This is a genomic window from Streptomyces thermodiastaticus, assembly GCF_014656135.1.
GTDB lineage: Bacteria > Actinomycetota > Actinomycetes > Streptomycetales > Streptomycetaceae > Streptomyces > Streptomyces thermodiastaticus.
Window position 1 is genome coordinate 1 of sequence record NZ_BNBV01000049.1, and the last position, 20,518, is coordinate 20,518.

The following is a 20,518-nucleotide window of genomic DNA, read 5'->3' on the forward strand; positions in this document are numbered from 1 at the left end:
GATACCCCAGCCGAGCGTCTACGTGATCTACTCACCACCTGAAACCAAGTGGTGTTGCGACGACCCCTTGAACCCAAGACACCTTCACCGGCCCGGGGCCCCTGCGTGTGCCCGCTCACGGCGCGCGCGCCGCCCGAGCGAGCCGGCCGCCGCCCCGCCCGGAGGCTGCCTCAGGGAGCACGCCGGGCCCGTGGAAAAGCGGTTTCAGGGCGGTGCTGCGACCCCTCTACACTGTGTCCGTGACCGAGAACGCTCAGCAGCAGCCACCAACGCCCGCCACCGAACTGCCGACCCAGTACGCGCCGGCCGACGTAGAGGGGCCGCTGTACGAGCGCTGGGTAGAGCGGGGTTACTTCGCCGCCGACGCCAAGAGCGACAAGCCCCCGTTCACCATCGTCATCCCGCCGCCGAACGTCACCGGCTCCCTCCACCTGGGCCACGCCTTCCAGCACACGCTGATGGACGCCCTCACGCGCCGCAAGCGCATGCAGGGCTACGAGGCGCTGTGGCTGCCGGGCATGGACCACGCCGGCATCGCCACCCAGAACAAGGTCGAGCAGCAGCTCGCCGAGGAGGGCAAGTCCCGCCACGACCTGGGCCGCGAGGCGTTCGTCGAGCGTGTCTGGCGGTGGAAGGAGGACTACGGCGGCAAGATCCTCGGCCAGATGCGCCGCCTCGGCGACGGCGTCGACTGGGACCGCGAGCGGTTCACCATGGACGAGGGCCTGTCCAAGGCCGTCCAGACCATCTTCAAGCGGCTCTACGACGACGGGCTGATCTACCGCGCCGAGCGCATCATCAACTGGTGCCCGCGCTGCCTGACCGCCATCTCCGACATCGAGGTGGAGTACCAGGAGGACGACGGCGAGCTGGTCTCCATCCGCTACGGCGAGGGCGAGGACTCGCTGGTCGTGGCCACCACGCGGGCCGAGACCATGCTCGGCGACACCGCCGTGGCCGTCCACCCCGACGACGAGCGGTACCGGCACCTGGTCGGCAAGCAGATCAAGCTGCCGCTGACCGACCGCTCCATCCCCGTCGTCGCCGACGCCCACGTCGACCCCGAGTTCGGCACCGGCGCCGTCAAGGTCACCCCGGCCCACGACCCGAACGACTTCGCCATCGGCCAGCGCCACGGCCTGGAGTCGATCACGGTCATGGACGAGCGGGCCGTCATCACCGCGCACGGCCCCTTCCAGGGCCTGGACCGCTTCGAGGCGCGTGCCGCCATCGTCGCGGCGCTGCGCTCCCAGGGCCGGATCGTCGCGGAGAAGCGCCCCTACGTCCACTCCGTCGGCCACTGCTCGCGCTGCAAGACCACCATCGAGCCGCGCCTGTCCATGCAGTGGTGGGTGAAGGTCGCCCCGCTGGCCAAGGCCGCCGGTGACGCGGTGCGCGACGGCCGGGTGAAGATCCACCCCGAGGACATGTCGAAGCGGTACTTCGACTGGGTGGACAACATGAACGACTGGTGCATCTCGCGCCAGCTGTGGTGGGGCCACCGCATCCCGATCTGGTACGGCCCCGACGGCGAGGTCGTCTGCGTCGGCCCCGACGACGAGCCCCCCGCCGGCGAGGGCTGGCACCAGGAGACCGACGTCCTCGACACGTGGTTCTCCTCCGGCCTGTGGCCGTTCTCCACGCTCGGCTGGCCGGAGCGGACCGAGGACCTGCGCACGTTCTACCCGACCGACGTCCTGGTCACCGGCTACGACATCATCTTCTTCTGGGTCGCCCGGATGATGATGTTCGGCCTGTACGCGATGGACGGCGAGGTGCCGTTCAGGACCATCGCGCTGACCGGTCTGGTCCGCGACGAGCGCGGCAAGAAGATGTCGAAGTCGTTCGGCAACGTCGTCGACCCGCTGGACTGGATGGACCGGTACGGCTCCGACGCCGTCCGCTTCACCCTGGCCCGCGGCGCCAACCCCGGCACCGACGTGCCCATCGGCGAGGACTGGGTCCAGGCCTCGCGGAACTTCGCCAACAAGATCTGGAACGCCACGCGCTTCGCGCTGATGAACGGCGCCACGGTCGAGGGCCCGCTGCCCGCCCCGGAGGAGCTGTCGGCCACGGACCGCTGGATCCTGTCCCGGCTCAACCAGACCGTCGCCGAGGTCGACGCCCACTACGACGACTTCCAGTTCGCCAAGCTCTCCGACGCGCTGTACCACTTCGCGTGGGACGAGGTCTTCGACTGGTACGTCGAGCTGACCAAGACGACGTTCCAGGCGGGCGGAAGGGCCGCCGAGGTGAGCAAGCGCGTCCTGGGCGAGGTCCTGGACGTCACCCTGAAGCTGCTGCACCCGGTCGTCCCGTTCGTCACCGACACGCTGTGGACCGCCCTGACCGGCGGCGAGTCCGTGGTGATCGCGGACTGGCCGGCCGACAGCGGCTTCCGCGACGCGGACGCCGAGCGGGAGATCGAGACCCTGAAGTCCCTGATCACCGAGGTGCGCCGGTTCCGTGCCGACCAGGGCCTCCAGCCCGGTCAGCGCGTCCCCGCCCGGCTGGGCCTCGACGGCTCGCCCCTCGCGCGGCACGAGGCCGCCATCCGGCAGCTGGCGCGGCTGCAGCCGGCCGGTGACTCCTTCACCGCCACGGCGACCCTGCCGGTCGCCGGCGTCGAGGTGGCCCTCGACCTGTCCGGCGCGATCGACGTCGCCGCGGAGCGCAAGCGGCTCGCGAAGGACCTGGCCGCCGCGGAGAAGGAGAAGGCCCAGACGAGCGCCAAGCTCGGCAACGAGGCCTTCCTGGCCAAGGCCCCGGAGCACGTCGTGGAGAAGATCCGCACCCGGCTCGCCAAGGCCGAGGAGGACATCGCCCGCATCCAGGCCCAGCTGGAGCGCCTGCCGCAGGCGTAGGCATCGCCCGCCGCACGGGCGTGCACGCTGCGCGAGGCCCCCGGAACCGTCCGGTTCCGGGGGCCTTCGCCCGTCTACGTACACTTGCCTCGTGAGCGAGCAGCCCCCGAACGGCAACGACGACCAGCCCGACGTCCTCGACCACTTCGACGAGATCATCGCGGCGGAGACCGACCGCGACCCCGATCTCGCGGTGATCGAGGCCGGCAGCCGCACCCTGCGCACCCAGGGCGGCCCTCCGCAGGCCGACGTGCCGGCCCGGCCGTCCGACCCCGCGGTGGACAAGGCGCTGCGGGAGGTCGAGGCGGAGCTGGCGACCCGCTGGGGCGAGACCAAGCTGGAGCCCTCGGTCAGCCGGATCTCCGCCCTGATGGACGTCCTCGGCGAGCCGCAGCGCGCCTACCCCGCCATCCACATCACCGGCACCAACGGCAAGACCTCGACCGCCCGCATGGTCGAGGCGCTGCTCGGCGCCTTCGAGCTGCGCACCGGCCGGTACACCTCGCCGCACGTGCAGTCGATCACCGAGCGGATCAGCCTGGACGGCGCGCCGATCTCGGCGGAGCGGTTCATCGAGACGTACCAGGACATCAAGCCGTACATCGAGATGGTGGACGCCGCGCAGGAGTTCCGGCTGTCCTTCTTCGAGGTGCTCACCGGCATGGCGTACGCGGCCTTCGCGGACGCGCCGGTGGACGTGGCCGTCGTCGAGGTCGGCATGGGCGGCAGCTGGGACGCCACCAACGTCATCGACGCGGACGTCGCCGTGGTCACCCCCATCGGGCTGGACCACACCGACCGGCTCGGCGAGACCACCGCGCAGATCGCCGGGGAGAAGGCGGGCATCATCAAGCAGAGCGCCACGGTGGTCATGGCGCAGCAGCCGGTGGACGCCGCGCAGGCGCTGCTGAAGAAGGCCGTGGAGGCCGATGCGACCGTGGCCCGGGAAGGCCTGGAGTTCGGGGTCGTCTCGCGGCAGGTGGCCGTCGGCGGGCAGCTGCTGACGCTGCGCGGTCTGGGCGGCGAGTACACGGACGTGTACCTGCCGCTGCACGGCGACCACCAGGCGCACAACGCGGCGGTGGCGCTGGCCGCGGTGGAGGCGTTCTTCGGGGTGGGCGCGCAGCGGGCGGAGCCGCTGGACGCCGAGACCGTCCGCCGGGCCTTCGCCTCGGTGGTCTCGCCCGGGCGGCTGGAGGTCGTGCGGCGCTCCCCGACGGTGGTGCTGGACGCCGCGCACAACCCGGCCGGCGCCCAGGTCACCGCCGACGCGGTGCACGAGGCGTTCGACTTCAGCCGGCTGATCGGCGTGGTCGGGGCCAGCGGGGACAAGAACGTGCGTGGGCTGCTGGAGGCGTTCGAGCCGGTGTTCGCCGAGGTGGTGATCACCCAGAACTCCAGCCACCGCGCGATGGACGCCGACGAGCTGGCGGCGATCGCCGTGGAGGTGTTCGGCGAGGAGCGGGTCCAGGTGGAGCCCCGGCTGCCGGACGCGCTGGAGGCCGCGATCACGCTCGCCGAGGAGGAGGGCGAGTTCGCCGGTGCCGGAGTGCTGGTCACCGGCTCCGTCATCACGGTCGGCGAGGCCCGGCTGCTGCTGAGGAAGGGCTGACATCTCCGTGCGTACGCTGTGTTCCTCGACGCTGATCGGTGAGTTCTTCGTCATCGGGTTCGCCGGTCTGGTCGCGATGAAGGACCCGGACCTGTCCGCGGGGACGGTGTGGACGGTCAGCGGCATCGCGATGGTGCTGTGCGTGCTGCTGTGCGGGATGGTGACCCGCCGGGCGGGCGTGGTGCTGGGCTGGGCGCTGCAGATCGCGCTGATCGTCTCCGGTGTGGTGGTGCCGACCATGTACTTTTTGGGCGCGGTGTTCGCCGGGCTGTGGTGGGCGTCGGTGCACTTCGGACGGAAGGCCGACGCGGCCAAGGCGCGTATGGCGGCGCAGGCCGAGAGCTGACGAGGCCGGCCCGGGAACCGGACACCACGGCGCCCGGGCCGGCCCCCACGGGCGGTGCGGACCGGGCATCTCCCCCGTTTTCCGCCGTCACGGACGGCATCGAGGCAGGTCCGCGCGCCGGCCGGCGCACCGGACCCGGTACCCTTCGGGCCAACCGATCCCTGGCCTGTAAGGAGCCGTACCCATGACCCAGCGCACTCTCGTCCTCCTGAAGCCGGACGCCGTCCGTCGTTCGCTGGTCGGCGAGATCGTCAGCCGGATCGAGCGCAAGGCCGGCTGGCGGATCACCGCGCTGGAGATGCGGACCCTGGACCGCGCCACGCTGGAGCAGCACTACGCGGAGCACGTGGGCCGCCCCTTCTACGAGCCGCTGCTGGAGTTCATGTCCTCCGGCCCGGTCGTGGCCATGATCGTCGAGGGCGAGCGGGTCATCGAGGGGATGCGGGCGCTGGCCGGTGCGACCGACCCGATCGCCGCCGCGCCGGGTTCCATCCGGGGTGACTACGGCGTGATCGTGCGGGAGAACCTGGTCCACGCCTCCGACTCCGAGGAGTCCGCCGAGCGCGAGGTCAAGATCTTCTTCCCCGGCCGGGCCTGACCCGCGCCGGGCCGGTGGTTCCCCGCGTTCTTTCTGACATATCGTCAGCCTGGCGGGCCGCGTGACCTGGGCGGTCGTGGAAAACCGGCCGCCCGTCGGCATACGCGGTGCCGATCGGGGGAACGCGTGCCTCCGATGGATCGTCTCCACAAGCGAGGCGGTACGCCATCTGCTGACAATGACGAAGACCCTCGCGCAGTGTTCGTGCAGGCGCGTCTACGATGGAAGCCTTCACGTCACAGCACCCACCTTCGCCGACCTGACACGCCCTCAAAGCCGCCAGGAAGGCCAGACGAATCCTGATGGGAAACTCTATGTCGTTCATCGGCCGTGACATGGCTGTCGACCTCGGGACCGCCAACACGCTGGTGTACGTCAGGGGTCGCGGGATCGTACTCAACGAGCCGTCCGTCGTCGCCATCAACACCAACACCGGTGGCATTCTGGCGGTCGGCGCCGAGGCGAAGAAGATGATCGGGCGGACGCCCGGCAACATCGTCGCCGTCCGTCCGCTGAAGGACGGCGTCATCGCGGACTTCGAGATCACCGAGCGGATGCTCCGCTACTTCATCTTGAAGATCCACAAGCGGCGGTATCTGGCGCGTCCGCGTGTCGTGGTGTGCGTGCCCTCCGGGATCACCGGGGTTGAGCGGCGCGCCGTCATCGAGGCATCCTCCCAGGCGGGCGCCCGCCAGGTGCACATCATCGAGGAGCCCATGGCCGCGGCCATCGGCTCCGGCCTGCCGGTCCACGAGGCCACGGGCAACATGGTGGTGGACATCGGCGGCGGCACCACGGAGGTCGCGGTCATCTCCCTCGGCGGCATCGTCACCGCCCAGTCCATCCGGGTGGCGGGCGACGAGCTGGACAACGCCATCATTCAGTACGTCAAGAAGGAATACAGCCTTCTGCTGGGTGAGCGGACGGCCGAACAGATCAAGATCACGATCGGTTCGGCGTACGACCTGGAAACCGACGAACACACCGAGATCCGAGGCCGCGACCTGGTGTCCGGGCTGCCGAAGACCGTCGTCATCTCCGCAGCCGAGGTCCGCAAGGCGATCGAGGAACCGGTCAACGCCATCGTCGACGCGGTCAAGACCACCCTGGACAAGTGCCCGCCGGAGCTGTCCGGCGACATCATGGACCGGGGCATCGTCCTCACCGGTGGCGGCGCACTGCTGAGGGGGCTGGACGAGCGGCTGCGCCGGGAGACCGGCATGCCGATCCACATCGCCGAGGACCCGCTGGACAGCGTGGCACTCGGGTCCGGCAAATGCGTCGAGGAGTTCGAGGCCCTGCAGCAGGTCCTGGACGCCCAGCCGCGCAGGTGACACACCGTTCCGGGTCCGCCGTACGAGATGATCTCCTCTCGTGCGGCGGATCGTTGATATAGAGGCATAAGCTCCCGCAAACGGGCCCCTTGGAACCGCTCTCCCACGGTCGGCGGTTCCAGGGGCCACCCGGTTCCTATGAGGAAGGGCACGGCCGCCGCACGTGAGGGACACGAAAGAGAGCCGGCTGCTCCTGGTGCTGCTGATCGCGATCGCGTTCGCGCTGATCACGGTGGACATCCGTGGCGGGGAGGACTCCCCGGTGCAGGGGGCCAGAAGGGCCGCCGCCACCGTGTTCGGCCCGATCGAGAACGGCTTGTCGTCCATGGTGAACCCGGTCGGCAACGCGGTCTCCGCCGTCCGTGACTCCGGTGAACGCCACGACCGGCTGGCCGCGCTGGAGAAGGAGAACGCCGAGCTGAAGGCGAAGCTCGGCAGCGACGCCCGCAACCGCAGCCGCCTCGCCCAGCTGGACGGGATGCTGAAGCTGGCCGGCCGCGGGCAGTACGGCATCAAGGGCGCCCAGGTCATCGCCATAGGAGCCGCCCAGGGTTTCTCCTGGACCATCACCATCGACGTCGGCTCCCGCGACGGCATCCAGCGCGACATGACCGTGCTCAACGCCGACGGACTGGTCGGCCGGGTCACCACCGTCGGCCCCGACTCCGCCACCGTGCTGCTCGCCAACGACCCCGACTTCACCGTCGGCACCCGGCTGGAGGGCACCGGCGAACTCGGCTTCGCCTCCGGCCAGGGCGACCGCCCGCTCAGGGTGCAGCTGCTCAACGGCAAGGCGCAGGTGAAGAAGGGCGACCGGCTGGTCACCTTCGGCTCCCAGGGCGACAAGCCCTTCGTACCCGGCGTGCCAGTCGGTGTCGTCTCCCGCGTGGACCCCTCCGGCGGCGACCTGACCCGCACGGTGTACGTGACACCGTACGTCGGCTTCAGCAAGCTCGACATCGTCGGTGTCGTCGTCCAGGCCCCGAAGAAGGACCCGCGGGACGCCGTCCTGCCGCCCAAGCCCAAGCCCACCCCCACGCCCACGGTGACCGTGACGGTCACCCCGTCCGCCCCGGCCGGCGAGGAGAGGGCGAGCGACGAGGACGAGGGCGAGTCCTACGACGGGAACCGGGACATGGCCGGCGACACCGGCGGCAGCGAGGAGCCCGACGCCCAGTCCACCGACAGCCAGCAGCCGTAGGAGCTGAGAAGTCCCATGCGCCTGAACCGGATCCTGCTCTCCACCGCGCTGGTCGTCGTGGCCCTGGTGTTCCAGGTCAGCGTCCTGTCCCGGCTGCACCTGCCGGGCGCGGTGCCCGACCTGCTGCTGCTCACCGTCCTCGGCCTGGCCATGGTCTACGGCCACGTCGGCGGCGCCCTCATCGGCTTCGGCGCCGGGCTGCTCGCCGACCTCGCCCCGCCCGCCGACCATGCCGCCGGCCGCTACGCGCTGGTGCTGTGCGTCATCGGCTACCTCGCCGGACTCGTCAAGCCGGAGACCGGCCGGCTGAAGTCGGCGTCCGGCCCGATGGCGGTGGTGGTCGTCGCCGCGCTCGGCTCCACACTGCTGTACGCCGGTGTCGGCGCCCTCGTCGGCGACACCGCCGCCCGCCATGTCGGCCTGCCCGGGCTGCTGTTCACCGCCGCACTGTACGACCTGCTGCTCGCCCCGTTCGTCGTCCCCGGCATCATGGCGCTGGCCCGGCGCACCGACCCCGACCCGCTCGCCGAGGCCGGCGGCGCCTCCCGGGGCGCCGACCTCTCCTCCGGCTGGCTGTCCTCCGGCACGGGGCTGCGCATCGGCGGCCGGCGCGGCGCGCTGGGCGGCCTGAAGGCCAAGGCCCGCACCCGTTCCGTCCGGGTCGGCCGCATCAAGGGGGTCAAGCGGCTGTGAACACCGCGCAGTTCACCCGAACGGGTGCCGCCCGGCGGAACGCGGGCTCACCGGCACGTCGTTCATCATGCGGATGCGCGCGTACAGGTGTACGCGTTCTCGCACACACATCCGTCCGCACTCACGCGCCGGCATGCTGAGAGAGGGGGATCGAACGCCGTGACGAACATCCCCGAGACCGGCCGGACCCCACGGGTCCAGACCCGTCTCGTCGTGATCCAGATCCTTGTCCTCTCGCTGCTCGGCACCCTGGGGGGACGGCTGTGGTACCTGCAGATCCGGGAGGGCGCCCACTACCAGAAGGAGGCGTCCGGCAACCACGTCCAACAGGTCGTCGAGCCTGCCCCGCGCGGCTCGATCCTGGACGCGCGCGGCGTGCCGCTCGCCGACAACGAGACCCGCCTGGTGGTCTCCGCGTCCCGCACCGAGCTGCTCAAGCAGAAGGACGACGGCAAGGCGGTGCTGACCAAGCTGGCCGGTGTCCTCGGCATGGACCCGAAGGAGGTCATGCAGAAGGTCCGGCTGTGCGACGCCGAGACGCCCCAGCCCTGCTGGAACGGCTCGCCCTACCAGCCCATCCCGATCACCGACGAGGCCTCGCCCAAGCAGGCGCTGCAGATCCGGGAACGCGCCGAGGACTTCCCCGGAATCACCGCGGAACCCGAGGCCGTCCGCCGCTACCCCGGCCCCGGCAAGTCCAACACCGCGCAGGTCCTCGGCTACCTCTCCCCGGTCACCGACGAGGAGATCCAGCAGGCCAAGGACACCGACTCGCCCTATCTGCGCTCCGACATGGTCGGCCGCTCCGGCCTGGAGCGGCAGTACGACAAGGAGCTGCGCGGCAAGGCCGGTGTCACCCGCTACGAGGTCGACAACCTCGGCCGGGTCATCGGCAAGGCCAAGTCCGACCCGGCCGAGCCCGGTTCGAACCTGGTCACCAGCATCGACGCCCGCGTGCAGCGGGTCGCCGAGTTCGAGTTGGACAAGGCCATGAAGGCCGCCCGGCAGCAGTACGACGACATCACCGGCACCAACTACAAGGCGGACTCCGGTGCCGTCGTCGTCATGGAGGCCAAGACCGGCCGGGTCGTCGCCATGGCCTCCGCGCCCACGTACGACCCGAACGTCTGGGTCGGCGGCATCTCCGCCAAGGACTACGCCAAGCTCACCGGCAAGAACTCCGACTACCCGCTGCTCAACCGCGCCATCCAGGGCCAGTCGGCGCCCGGTTCGACGTTCAAGGTGGTCTCCACCGCCGCCGCCGTCCAGGCCGGCTACGACTTCAACGGCAAGTACCCGTGCACCAGCTCGTACACGGCGGGCGGCCACACCTTCATGAACTTCGAGGGCGAGAACTTCGGCGACATCACCCTCGGCCGGGCCCTGGAGGTCTCCTGCGACACGGTCTTCTATTACCTCGCCGACAGCGAGTGGAAGAAGGACGGCGGCATCAATCCCAAGCCGGGTCGGCCCAAGGACTGGTTCTTCAAGACCGCCCACCAGTTCGGGCTCGGTCAGAAGACCGGCATCGACCTGCCCAACGAGGTCACCGGCCGCGTCCCCGACCGCGAGTGGAAGCAGCGGTACTGGGAGGCCAACAAGGACGCCTGGTGCAAGAGCGGCAAGAAGGACGGCTCCTACGTCGAGAAGATCGCCTACGAGAACTGCCTCGAAGGCAACAAGATGCGCGAGGGTGACGCGATCAACTACTCCATCGGGCAGGGCGACACGCTGCTGACCCCGATCCAGGAGGCCGTCATCTACAGCGCCATCTCCAACGGCGGCACCATGTACGTCCCCACCATCGGCAAGGCCATCGTCAGCCCCGACGGCAAGCACGTCACCGAGATCAAGCCCAAGGTCCGCGGCAAGCTGCCGATCAGCAAGTCCACCCGCGACATGATGGACGAGGCGCTCGCGGGCGTGGCCACCCGCGGTACCGCCGCCTGGAAGTTCGCCGGCTGGCCCCAGGACAAGATCCCGCTGCACGCCAAGACCGGTACCGCCGAGGTCTACGGCAAGCAGACCACGTCCTGGCTCGCCAGCTACAGCAAGGACTACACGGTCATCATGACCATCTCCCAGGCCGGTACCGGTTCGGGCGCCTCCGGTGAGGCGGTGCGCAACATCTACAGCGCCCTGTACGGCGTCCAGGCCGACGGCTCCATCGACACCAGGAAGGCGCTGCTGCCCACCCCGCAGAAGGGCCTGCCGGAGATCCACACCGACGGCACCATCGCCGCCCCGGAGATCCCCGGCGACCCCGCCAAGGACGTGGAGAAGGCCCAGCAGCAGGCCACCGACGAGGGCGACACCGCGCCCGACGGCGACCAGACACCGGCGACGACCACCGAGCCGCCGGCAGGCAACCGCGACACCCGCAGGCGGGCACGCCGCAGGGGGAGCCGGAGGACGACCGCATGACCGGCGTGAACAGCTTCTCCGTCTCCGGGTACGGACCCGAGCGGGCCCGCTGGACCCGGCTCTTCGCCCGGGACTCCGTCACCCGCCGGCTGGACTGGCCGATGCTGCTGTCCGCGCTCGCCCTGTCCGTGATCGGCACCGCCCTGGTCTTCTCCGCGACCCGCAACCGCACCGAGATCAACCAGGGCGACCCGTACTACTTCCTCATCCGGCACGTGGTGAACACCGGCATCGGGCTCGCCCTGATGATCGGCACCATCTGGCTCGGCCACCGCGTCCTGCGCAACGCCGTGCCGATCCTCTACGGCGCCTCGCTGCTCGGCATCCTGCTGGTGCTCACCCCGCTCGGCGCCACCATCAACGGCAGCCGCAACTGGATCGTGCTGGGCGGCGGGTTCTCCATCCAGCCGTCGGAGTTCGTGAAGGTCACCATCATCCTGGGCATGGCGATGCTGCTGGCCGCCCGGGTGGACGCCGGCGACAAGGAGTACCCCGACCACCGCACGGTCCTGCAGTCCCTGGGTCTGGCCGCCGTGCCCATCGTGATCGTGCTGCTCATGCCCGACCTCGGCACGGTCCTGGTGCTGGTCACCATCGTCCTCGGCGTGCTGCTCGCCTCCGGCGCCTCCAACCGCTGGATCTTCGGGCTGCTCGCCGCCGGTGCGATCGGCTGCGTGGTGATCTGGCAGCTGCACATCCTCGACGAGTACCAGATCAACCGGTTCGCGGCCTTCGCCAACCCCAGCCTCGACCCGGCCGGTGTCGGCTACAACACCAACCAGGCCCGCATCGCCATCGGCTCCGGCGGCCTGACCGGCGCCGGCCTGTTCCACGGCTCCCAGACCACCGGGCAGTTCGTGCCCGAGCAGCAGACCGACTTCGTCTTCACGGTCGCGGGCGAGGAGCTGGGTTTCATCGGCGCCGGCCTGATCATTGTGCTGCTCGGGGTCGTGATGTGGCGCGCCTGCCGCATCGCCCGTGAGACCCCCGATCTGTACGGCACCATCGTCGCCGCCGGCATCGTCGCCTGGTTCGCCTTCCAGTCCTTCGAGAACATCGGCATGACCCTGGGCATCATGCCGGTCACCGGCCTGCCGCTGCCGTTCGTCTCCTACGGCGGCTCGTCGATGTTCGCGGCCTGGGTGGCGGTGGGCCTGCTGCAGTCGATCCGGGTGCAGCGGCCGGTGTCGGCGTAGCGCCTGGCGGCCCGGCCCCGACGTCGGCACAGCGCCCCGGAGGCCCCGCACAGCGCCTCGGCGGCCGGACGGTGCGACGACTGCTGCCGTGCGCCCCTGCCCCCGCGGGCGGGCGGCGCACTACAGTCGGTGCATGGTGGCCGCCAGACGGGAGATCGAGCGGAAGTACGAGGCGGGAGCGCCGGGGCTGCCGGATCTGACCGGCACGGGACCCGTGGCGACCGTCGCGGACCGGGGCGTGGTCGTCCTGGACGCCGTCTACTACGACACCGCCGACCTGCGCCTGTCCGCCGCCGGCCTGACCCTGCGCCGCCGCACCGGCGGCAGCGACGCGGGCTGGCACCTGAAGCTCCCTGCCGGGCCGGGCGCCCGCGACGAGATCCAGGCCCCGCTCGGCGACACCGTTCCCGTGGAACTGGCCGCGCTGGTCCGCTGCCGCGTTCGCGACCAGGCCGTGCAGCCGCTGGTCCGGCTCCGCACCGAGCGCGCCGTGCGGCACCTGCTCGCCGCCGACGGAACCCTGCTGGCCGAGGCGAGCGTGGACACCGTCCGGGCCGAACGCCTGACCGGCGGCGCGGCCGGCGAGGCGCGCACCGCCCGGTGGACCGAGATCGAGGTGGAACTGGCCGACGGCGCCGACCCGGCCGTCCTGGACCAGGTGGAGCACCGGCTTGAGGCGGCCGGCGTCCGCCCCGCTGCGGCCGCCTCCAAGCTGGAACGCGCCCTCGCCGAGACCTTCCCGCCCGAGGCCCGGCCCCGCCGGGCCGCCCCGGCACCCCCCGTGACCGCCGGCGACCACGTCCTCGCCCATCTGCGCGCCCAGCGCGACACCCTCCTCGCCCTCGACCCGGCCGTGAGGCGGGACCTGCCCGACGCCGTGCACCGCATGCGGGTCGCCACCCGCCGCCTGCGCAGCGTGCTGCGCAGCTACGCCAAGATTCTCGACCGTGCCGTCACCCGCCCCGTCGGCGTGGAACTGAAGTGGCTCGCCGGTGAACTCGGCCGGGGACGCGACGCGGAGGTACTCACCGAACGCCTCACCGCCGCCCTCGCCGGCCTGCCCGAGGACCTGGTCACCGGACCCGTCACCGAACGTCTGCGCACCTGGTCCGCCGAGCGCGCCTCCGGGGCGCGCCGCGACCTGCTGGCCACCCTGGACAGCACCCGGTACCTGCGCCTGCTGGACGCGCTGGACGCCGTGGTGGACCGCCCGCCGCTGCGCCGGGCCGCCGCCGGCCGCCCCGCCCGGGTTCTGGCCCGCGTGGTGCGCAAGGAATGGACGAAGCTGTCGGCCGCGCTCGGCGACGCCCTGGCGCTGCCCCCGGGACCCGGCCGCGACGTCGCCCTGCACGAGGCCCGCAAACAGGCCAAACGGGCCCGGTACGCGGCCGAGGCCGCCGCGCCCGGCCTCGCCGAGGCGGCCGGTGTGGCGGCTGCGGCCAAAACCCTGCAGACCCCGCTCGGCGACCACCAGGACGGCGTCATGACCCGTCAGGCACTGCGCGAGCTGGCCGCGGCGGCCGAGCAGGCGGGGGAGAGCACGTTCACCTACGGGCTGCTGTACGGGCGCGAGGAACGACGAGCCGCCGAGGTGGAGACGCGGCTGCCCACAGTGTGGAAGGACCTGGCGAAGCGCACGGCGCTGCCGGGCTGAGGCAGCGCGCCGTGTGCCCGCCGACCGGGTTACGCTTGTTGGTCGCACTCCCCGAGCCGGCCGGCCGGGGGACCCCAAGCCAGCTGACGAAGGTATTCCCACGATGTCTGTCGAGTCGGTCTTCCCGCAGCTCGAAGCTCTGCTCCCGCATGTGCAGAAGCCGATCCAGTACGTGGGCGGCGAGCTGAACTCCACCGTCAAACCGTGGGACAGCTGTGACGTCCGCTGGGCGCTGATGTACCCCGACGCCTACGAGGTCGGGCTGCCCAACCAGGGCGTCCAGATCCTCTACGAGGTGCTCAACGAGCAGGACAGCATCCTCGCCGAGCGCACCTACAGCGTGTGGCCGGACCTGGAGGCGCTGATGCGGGAGCACGGCGTCCCGCAGTTCACTGTGGACAGCCACCGCCCGGTGAAGGCCTTCGACGTGCTCGGCCTCAGCTTCTCCACCGAGCTGGGCTACACCAACATGCTGGCCGCGCTGGACCTGGCCGGCATCCCGCTGGAGTCCAAGGACCGCACCCTCGACGACCCGATCGTCATGGCAGGCGGCCACGCGGCGTTCAACCCGGAGCCCATCGCCGACTTCATCGACTGCGCCGTCCTCGGCGACGGCGAGCAGGCCGTCCTGGAGATCAGCGACATCATCCGTACCTGGAAGCAGGAGGGCCGCCCCGGCGGCCGCGAGGAACTGCTGCTGCGCCTGGCCAAGACCGGCGGCGTGTACGTCCCCGCGTTCTACGACGTCGAATACCTCCCCGACGGCCGCATCGGCCGGGTCGTGCCCAACCGCTCGGGCGTGCCGTGGCGCGTGTCCAAGCACACGGTGATGGACCTGGACGAGTGGCCCTACCCCAAGCAGCCGCTGGTCCCGCTGGCCGAGACGGTCCACGAGCGGATGAGCGTGGAGATCTTCCGCGGCTGCACCCGCGGCTGCCGGTTCTGCCAGGCCGGCATGATCACCCGCCCGGTGCGCGAGCGGTCCATCACCGGCATCGGCGAGATGGTGGACCGGGGCCTGAAGGCGACCGGCTTCGAGGAGGTCGGTCTGCTGTCGCTGTCCTCCGCTGACCACTCCGAGATCGCCGACATCACCAAGGGCCTCGCCGACCGCTACGAGGACGACAAGGTCGGCCTGTCCCTGCCCTCCACCCGGGTCGACGCCTTCAACATCGACCTGGCCAACGAGCTGACCCGCAACGGGCGCCGCTCGGGTCTGACGTTCGCTCCGGAGGGCGGCTCGGAGCGCATCCGCAAGGTCATCAACAAGATGGTCTCCGAGGAGGACCTGATCCGCACCGTCGCGACCGCGTACGGCAACGGCTGGCGTCAGGTGAAGCTGTACTTCATGTGCGGCTTGCCCACGGAGACCGACGAGGACGTGCTGCAGATCGCCGACATGGCGGCCCGCGTCATCGCCAAGGGCCGCGAGGTCTCCGGCTCCAAGGACATCCGCTGCACGGTGTCCATCGGCGGGTTCGTGCCCAAGCCGCACACCCCGTTCCAGTGGGCCCCGCAGCTGAGCGCCGAGGAGACCGACGCCCGCCTGGAGAAGCTGCGGGACAAGATCCGCGGCGACAAGACCTACGGCCGCTCCATCGGCTTCCGCTACCACGACGGCAAGCCCGGCATCGTCGAGGGCCTGCTCTCCCGCGGCGACCGCCGCATCGGCGCGGTGATCCGCGCGGTCTACGAGGACGGCGGCCGCTTCGACGGCTGGCGCGAGCACTTCTCCTACGACCGCTGGATGGCCTGCGCCGAGAAGGCGCTCGCCCCGTACGGCGTCGACGTCGACTGGTACACCACCCGCGAGCGCTCCTACGAGGAGGTCCTGCCCTGGGACCACCTGGACTCCGGCCTGGACAAGGACTGGCTCTGGGAGGACTGGCAGGACGCCCTGGACGAGACCGAGGTCGAGGACTGCCGCTGGTCGCCGTGCTTCGACTGCGGCGTGTGCCCGGCGATGGACACCAGCATCCAGATCGGCCCGACGGGCAAGAAGCTGCTGCCGCTGACGGTCGTGAAGTGACCGCCGGGAAGTGACCGCCGAGGCGGGCGCCGGACTGGCGCCCGCCTCGTCTGTTCATGCGCACCACGTGCACTGATGTGAGCGAGGCTCACGCATCGGGCGAGTGCGGCGTCCCCCCGTCCGCCCAGTTCACTCGCGCTGTCCGGCGCAATCGGGGAGCCATTCGGAACGTCCTTCACAGTAGGGTTCGGATGCGCACCAGGGTGCCTGGCTTTGGGTGGTGCGGGAAACAAGGGGGACAGCGGGCATGGGTCACACGCTTCCGGGCTGGCTTGATCAGGTACTGGACTACATCGGCATTCACTTCCCGAACGTCGACGAGGACGATTACCGCCATATGGCCACGGCCATGCGGGAATTCGCCGACACGCCTCAGGCCGCTTAGTAGACATCTCCTACGATGCTGCGGGCCGCGAACTCACCCGGCACGTCGGCGACTTCCTCACCCTGCACCACACATACGACGCGCTGGGCCGACTCGCCACCCAGTCGGCCGTCGGCTTGGAGAGGTCGCACAATGATCCACAGTGAGGAGAGCGTCGCGGCCGAAGGGGATCGCGTGCGGCAGCGCCCAGCAGTTGAGTCGGCTCCACCGGTTCTCGCGGTCTTCACCGTCGATGTCAACGAAGGCTCTCCCGAGGAGTATGTGCAGCGCGTCCGTCATGTCCTGTCCGCGGCGCTCCATCTGGCTTGTACGGCGGAGTTCGATGACAGAGATCTGCCGGTGGACGGGTTTCCGGACTGGTTCACTTCGGTCTGCGCCGACAGCGGTGAGGAGCCTCCGGAATTCGCCCGGCAGGGCTCCATTGAGTTCGTGAATCGAGGTGGCGGCAAACCCTGGCCTCTGCAGAACTGGATCTACTGCTTCGATCCAGAAGAGGATTCCCGCGGCTGGGAATTCTGGGACGCCGTGCCGGTGGGCCCGGCACAGGTCCGCGTCTGGGTGGACAGCTGGGGGGAGGCGCTCTTCGGGTGCCTTGAGCTGCGATGGTTGCTGCACACGGCCGGCGGCTCGCACGTCGAGGGGCCGGAGGTTTACCGCGCGGTCACCTGGGCTTCCGAGGTGGCAGGTCAGTGAGGGAGATGGGCCGGGGTCGCCTTGTGCGGGCGGCGTACACCGACTCCACGATCACCGTGTACCAGGCGTATCCGCGGAAGATCGCCGAACCGGCGCTGCGTGCCGGGACGTTCGTGGCGCCGTTCAAGCGTGCACGCATGACCTGGATCAAGCCGTCGTTCCTGTGGATGATGTACCGCTGCGGCTGGGCCTTGAAGCCGGACCAGGAACGTGTTCTGCGCATCGAGATCGACCGGGCGGGGTTCGAGTGGGCGCTGGCGCATGCGGCACTCAGCCACTTCCAGCCCGCTGTGCACGCGGACCACGACCAGTGGCGCGCAGAGGTCGCCGCGTGCCCGGTGCGCGTGCAGTGGGACCCGGACCGGTCGGTTCTTCTGGAACCGCAGCCGTGGCGTGCCATTCAGGTCGGCCTGTCCGGCGAAGCCGTGAGCCGCTATGTGGACGACTGGATCGTGGACATCGCGGACGTCACCGATCTGGCGCGGTCGACGCACTCCGCCGTGCTCGACGGCAGGATCGAGGAGGCCGAGCGTCAGCTGCCGGCCGAACGCCCGTATTCGCTGCCGGAGGCCATCCGCCGACGGCTGACTGCTCATCTCCCTCTCTCAGGCCGCACGTGGCATGCACGTACATCTACAAGAGGCGTATCGGTCCCTGGGGGCTCGTCGCCCGCATCACGCACGATGTCCAGCCGGTCGACGAGCCGCCGAGTGGGGGGGCGGAGAGTCGGCGACTCGCACGTCTGGTGGCTGCCGCCGCGGGACATCTGCTCCGGCGGACGAGAGGTGGATGGCGTTCGGCCTCCGCCTGGTGGCCGGGCAGCTGGAGGCCTTGAGGGAGGGCGCCGATGCTCTGGTGGTGCGTGTGGAGGACTGGGACGTACCCGTGCCTACGGACTACCAGGAGGAAGTCGCCGCCGCGGCGGTCGTCGAGTGCCTGCGGGAGAACTGCGGCATCGACGGCGTCGGCATCGGCCTGACCTTCGACCGGGAGAGGAACCGCTACGAATTCACCTGGGGCGGTGCGGCGGCGAAGCCGGGCCTGGGTGATCCGGAGGTCCGTGACCAGCGCGTCGATCGGTGAGGGGACCGTCGCGGTACGGCCGGCGGCACCAGCATCGAGATCGGCCCCGCGGGCAGGAAGCCGCTGCCGCCGACGGTCGTGAAGCGGCCGGTGAGGCGGGCGCCGGCAGGGCGCGGTGAGCGGCCGGTTGCCCGGAGGTGACCCGGCCGGGAACTCACGGGGCGGGAAACACGTACCCTAGAGAAGAGGACCAGGCGCCGCATGCCCGCCGGCGCGGGGCGTCTGGACCGACCGCCGTACACAAGGAGAAGTTCCACTGGGCAAGCGACAGCCCGAAGGCCCGCCGCCCGCACCCGCGGTGCAGCGCATCCGACTGCGTTACACCAAGCGCGGCCGCCTCCGGTTCACCAGCCACCGCGACTTCCAGCGCGCCTTCGAGCGTGCGCTGCGCCGTGCCGAGGTGCCGATGGCGTACTCGGCGGGCTTCACGCCGCACCCGAAGGTCTCCTACGCCAATGCCGCACCCACCGGCACGGGCAGTGAGGCGGAGTATCTCGAGATCGCGCTCACCGAGCCCCGGGACCCGGAGCGGCTGCGCGCCCAGCTCGACGCGTCGCTGCCCGACGGGCTCGACGTCACCGACGCGGTCGAGGCCCGTACCTTGGGGTTCGCCGACCGGCTGGCCGCCTCCGTGTGGGAGCTGAGGCTCCCCGGGGTGGACCCGGCCGAGGCGGAGCGGGCCGTGGCGGCCTTCACCGAGGCCGAGACCGTCGAGGTCCAGCGCCTGACCAAGAACGGCATGCGCACCTTCGACGCCCGGCCCGCGGTGGTGAGTCTCGAGGTCGCGACACCGGATGGTGCGACGACTGATGGGCCGAACGGGCAGCCCTGTGCGATACTGCGGCTGGTTGTTCGGCACGTGACGCCTGCCGTACGACCCGACGACGTCCTGTCCGGCCTCAACGCCGTGGCCGACCTGGCGCCGCCGGTCCCCGCAGCGGTGACCAGGCTGGCGCAGGGGCTGCTCGATGACGAGACCGGCACGGTGACCGACCCGCTCGCGCCCGACCGCGAGGCAGCCCCGGCCGCCCCGGCCGCGTCACCAGGGGCCGCCGACACTGCCACCGCGAAGGCGCCCGCTTAGGGAAGGTCCCGCAGGGACGCGCCGAATGCGCCGCCCTCGAACTCGGGAGCCACCTGGGTCGGGCAGCGCACCGACCAGAAGACTTTCGCCAGGCCGTAAGCGACAAGGCGTACGGAACCGGCGATACAGGACACAGAAAGCTCCCGCGCGGCGCCCGCGCCCCGGACGGCGGTCACCGCGCATCAGCGCGGCCGCGGACGTCAACGGCGAACGATCGAGGATCGTGCCGGACCAGGCGCGGCGCCCGGGAGCCTGACGGGAGATACGCCCGCATGCTCGGACCGAACGAACCTACGGGTTCCGAAGAACTGAACACCCCCAGCGACACCCTGCCGCCGCGCCGCCGGCGCCGTGTCGCGTCCCGCCCGGCGGGCCCGCCCGCCGTCGCCTCGTCCGAGGCCCCGGCAGAGATCACCACGCCGGCCATAGCAGCCGCCGACCCCGCCGAGCCGTCCGCGACCGCCGCCGAGCCCGCAACCGACGAGACCGAGCAGGTCGACGAGACCGAGCAGGTCACGGACACCGACGAGACCACCGTGACCGCTGAGGCCACCGAGTCCGCCGAGTCCGCAGAGGACGCCGCGCCGCAGGAGCAGGCCGGGGCCCAGCCGCCCGCCCGCCGCCCGCGCCGCCGGGTCACCGTGCCCGCCGGATCGCCGAGGACCTCGCAGAGCGACACGGCCGTCGAGACCGTCGTACCGGCCACCTCCGCGTCGTCCACGGCCGTCGACGACAGCACCGCCGGTTCCGTCGAGGTCGGCGAGGCCGCGGCACCGCGCCGCCCCCGCCGCCGGGTCACCCGCAGCGTCTCCACGCCGGCCCCGGCCGCACCCGCCGAGCCGGTGCCGTCCGTGAGCGGGGAAAGCACCCCCGAGACCGCCGCTGCGGCCGAGCAGGCCGCCCCGGCGCCCGCCGCCGAGGCCCCGGCCGCCCCCGCCCCGGCTCCCGAGGCTCCGGCCGCCCCGGCCGCCCCGGCCGGTGCCGCGCAGGGCACCGACGTGGTCCTGCCGGCGCTCGGCGAGTCCGTCACCGAGGGCACGGTCACGCGCTGGCTGAAGCAGGTCGGCGAGACCGTCGAGGCCGACGAGCCGCTGCTCGAGGTCTCCACCGACAAGGTCGACACCGAGATCCCCTCCCCGGCCTCCGGTGTGCTGCTGGAGATCCTGGTCGCCGAGGACGAGACCGCCGAGGTCGGCGCCCGGCTGGCCGTGATCGGCGCTCCCGGTGCCGCCCCGGCCGCCCCCGCCCCGGCCGCTCCCGCGGCGCCGGCCCCGGCCCCCAAGCCCGCCCCGGCGCCCGCCGCCGAGGCCCCGGCCGCTCCG

General features: G+C 71.1%; 16 protein-coding genes and 1 pseudogene. All 17 read left to right on the forward strand.

All coding sequences use genetic code 11. The features are described 5' to 3' along the window. The first annotated feature begins 239 nt into the window (after window positions 1-239). Window positions 240-2,864 (forward strand): valine--tRNA ligase, encoded by a 2,625-nt coding sequence (locus IE286_RS26205; protein ID WP_189799248.1) that lies wholly within the window; start codon window positions 240-242, stop codon window positions 2,862-2,864. 91 nt (window positions 2,865-2,955) lie between these two features. After that, window positions 2,956-4,476, forward strand: coding sequence for a bifunctional tetrahydrofolate synthase/dihydrofolate synthase (gene folC, locus IE286_RS26210; RefSeq protein WP_189799249.1), 1,521 nt, complete (start codon window positions 2,956-2,958; stop codon window positions 4,474-4,476). 7 nt (window positions 4,477-4,483) lie between these two features. After that, window positions 4,484-4,822, forward strand: a complete 339-nt coding sequence (locus IE286_RS26215; RefSeq protein WP_189799250.1) for a DUF4233 domain-containing protein — start codon at window positions 4,484-4,486, stop codon at window positions 4,820-4,822. A gap of 184 nt (window positions 4,823-5,006) precedes the next feature. Beyond that, on the forward strand, window positions 5,007-5,420 hold the full coding sequence (ndk, locus tag IE286_RS26220; protein WP_189799251.1) for a nucleoside-diphosphate kinase: 414 nt from the start codon (window positions 5,007-5,009) through the stop codon (window positions 5,418-5,420). A 314-nt stretch (window positions 5,421-5,734) separates the two neighbouring features. Next, complete coding sequence (locus tag IE286_RS26225) at window positions 5,735-6,754, forward strand: rod shape-determining protein (RefSeq protein WP_125498353.1); 1,020 nt, start codon at window positions 5,735-5,737, stop codon at window positions 6,752-6,754. 163 nt (window positions 6,755-6,917) lie between these two features. Beyond that, window positions 6,918-7,955, forward strand: coding sequence for a rod shape-determining protein MreC (gene mreC / locus IE286_RS26230; RefSeq protein WP_189799252.1), 1,038 nt, complete (start codon window positions 6,918-6,920; stop codon window positions 7,953-7,955). Window positions 7,956-7,970: 15 nt separating this feature from the next. Beyond that, the gene (gene mreD / locus IE286_RS26235; protein ID WP_189799253.1) at window positions 7,971-8,648 is read left to right on the forward strand and encodes a rod shape-determining protein MreD; all 678 of its coding nucleotides are present in this window, start codon (window positions 7,971-7,973) and stop codon (window positions 8,646-8,648) included. Between the two features lie 159 nt (window positions 8,649-8,807). After that, window positions 8,808-11,072, forward strand: a complete 2,265-nt coding sequence (gene mrdA / locus IE286_RS26240) for a penicillin-binding protein 2 (protein WP_189799254.1) — start codon at window positions 8,808-8,810, stop codon at window positions 11,070-11,072. After that, complete coding sequence (gene rodA, locus IE286_RS26245) at window positions 11,069-12,268, forward strand: rod shape-determining protein RodA (RefSeq protein WP_189799255.1); 1,200 nt, start codon at window positions 11,069-11,071, stop codon at window positions 12,266-12,268. Before mrdA ends, rodA begins: the two co-directional genes overlap by 4 nt. A gap of 133 nt (window positions 12,269-12,401) precedes the next feature. After that, entirely contained in the window at window positions 12,402-13,922 is a 1,521-nt protein-coding gene (locus IE286_RS26250) for a CYTH and CHAD domain-containing protein (protein ID WP_189799256.1), read from the forward strand. A gap of 103 nt (window positions 13,923-14,025) precedes the next feature. Further along, window positions 14,026-15,951, forward strand: a complete 1,926-nt coding sequence (locus IE286_RS26255) for a TIGR03960 family B12-binding radical SAM protein (RefSeq protein ID WP_189799257.1) — start codon at window positions 14,026-14,028, stop codon at window positions 15,949-15,951. 247 nt (window positions 15,952-16,198) lie between these two features. Further along, window positions 16,199-16,336, forward strand: coding sequence for a hypothetical protein (locus tag IE286_RS26260; RefSeq protein WP_189799261.1), 138 nt, complete (start codon window positions 16,199-16,201; stop codon window positions 16,334-16,336). A 132-nt stretch (window positions 16,337-16,468) separates the two neighbouring features. Next, a complete protein-coding gene (locus IE286_RS26265; protein WP_189799258.1) occupies window positions 16,469-17,029 on the forward strand; it encodes a hypothetical protein in 561 nt (186 codons plus the stop codon). A gap of 5 nt (window positions 17,030-17,034) precedes the next feature. Further along, window positions 17,035-17,526: pseudogene (locus tag IE286_RS27515) on the forward strand (DUF4291 domain-containing protein); the annotation flags it as partial. 292 nt (window positions 17,527-17,818) lie between these two features. Beyond that, a complete protein-coding gene (locus tag IE286_RS27520) occupies window positions 17,819-18,112 on the forward strand; it encodes a hypothetical protein (RefSeq protein ID WP_229863774.1) in 294 nt (97 codons plus the stop codon). 298 nt (window positions 18,113-18,410) lie between these two features. Then, entirely contained in the window at window positions 18,411-19,196 is a 786-nt protein-coding gene (locus IE286_RS26275) for a TIGR03936 family radical SAM-associated protein (protein ID WP_189799259.1), read from the forward strand. A gap of 272 nt (window positions 19,197-19,468) precedes the next feature. Further along, window positions 19,469-20,518, forward strand: a 1,050-nt coding sequence (locus tag IE286_RS27525) for a lipoyl domain-containing protein (RefSeq protein WP_308437394.1), incomplete at its 3' end; no start/stop codon positions are given.

Bases quoted from the DNA above. Each gene is read 5' to 3' on its own strand.
- ndk (WP_189799251.1), top strand. From the start codon at position 5,007: ATGACCCAGCGCACTCTCGTCCTCCTGAAGCCGGACGCCGTCCGTCGT.
- IE286_RS26225 (WP_125498353.1), top strand. From the start codon at position 5,735: ATGTCGTTCATCGGCCGTGACATGGCTGTCGACCTCGGGACCGCCAAC.
- mreD (WP_189799253.1), top strand. From the start codon at position 7,971: ATGCGCCTGAACCGGATCCTGCTCTCCACCGCGCTGGTCGTCGTGGCC.
- rodA (WP_189799255.1), top strand. From the start codon at position 11,069: ATGACCGGCGTGAACAGCTTCTCCGTCTCCGGGTACGGACCCGAGCGG.
- IE286_RS26250 (WP_189799256.1), top strand. From the start codon at position 12,402: ATGGTGGCCGCCAGACGGGAGATCGAGCGGAAGTACGAGGCGGGAGCG.
- IE286_RS26255 (WP_189799257.1), top strand. From the start codon at position 14,026: ATGTCTGTCGAGTCGGTCTTCCCGCAGCTCGAAGCTCTGCTCCCGCAT.
- IE286_RS26260 (WP_189799261.1), top strand. From the start codon at position 16,199: ATGGGTCACACGCTTCCGGGCTGGCTTGATCAGGTACTGGACTACATC.
- IE286_RS26265 (WP_189799258.1), top strand. From the start codon at position 16,469: ATGATCCACAGTGAGGAGAGCGTCGCGGCCGAAGGGGATCGCGTGCGG.
- IE286_RS27520 (WP_229863774.1), top strand. From the start codon at position 17,819: ATGGCGTTCGGCCTCCGCCTGGTGGCCGGGCAGCTGGAGGCCTTGAGG.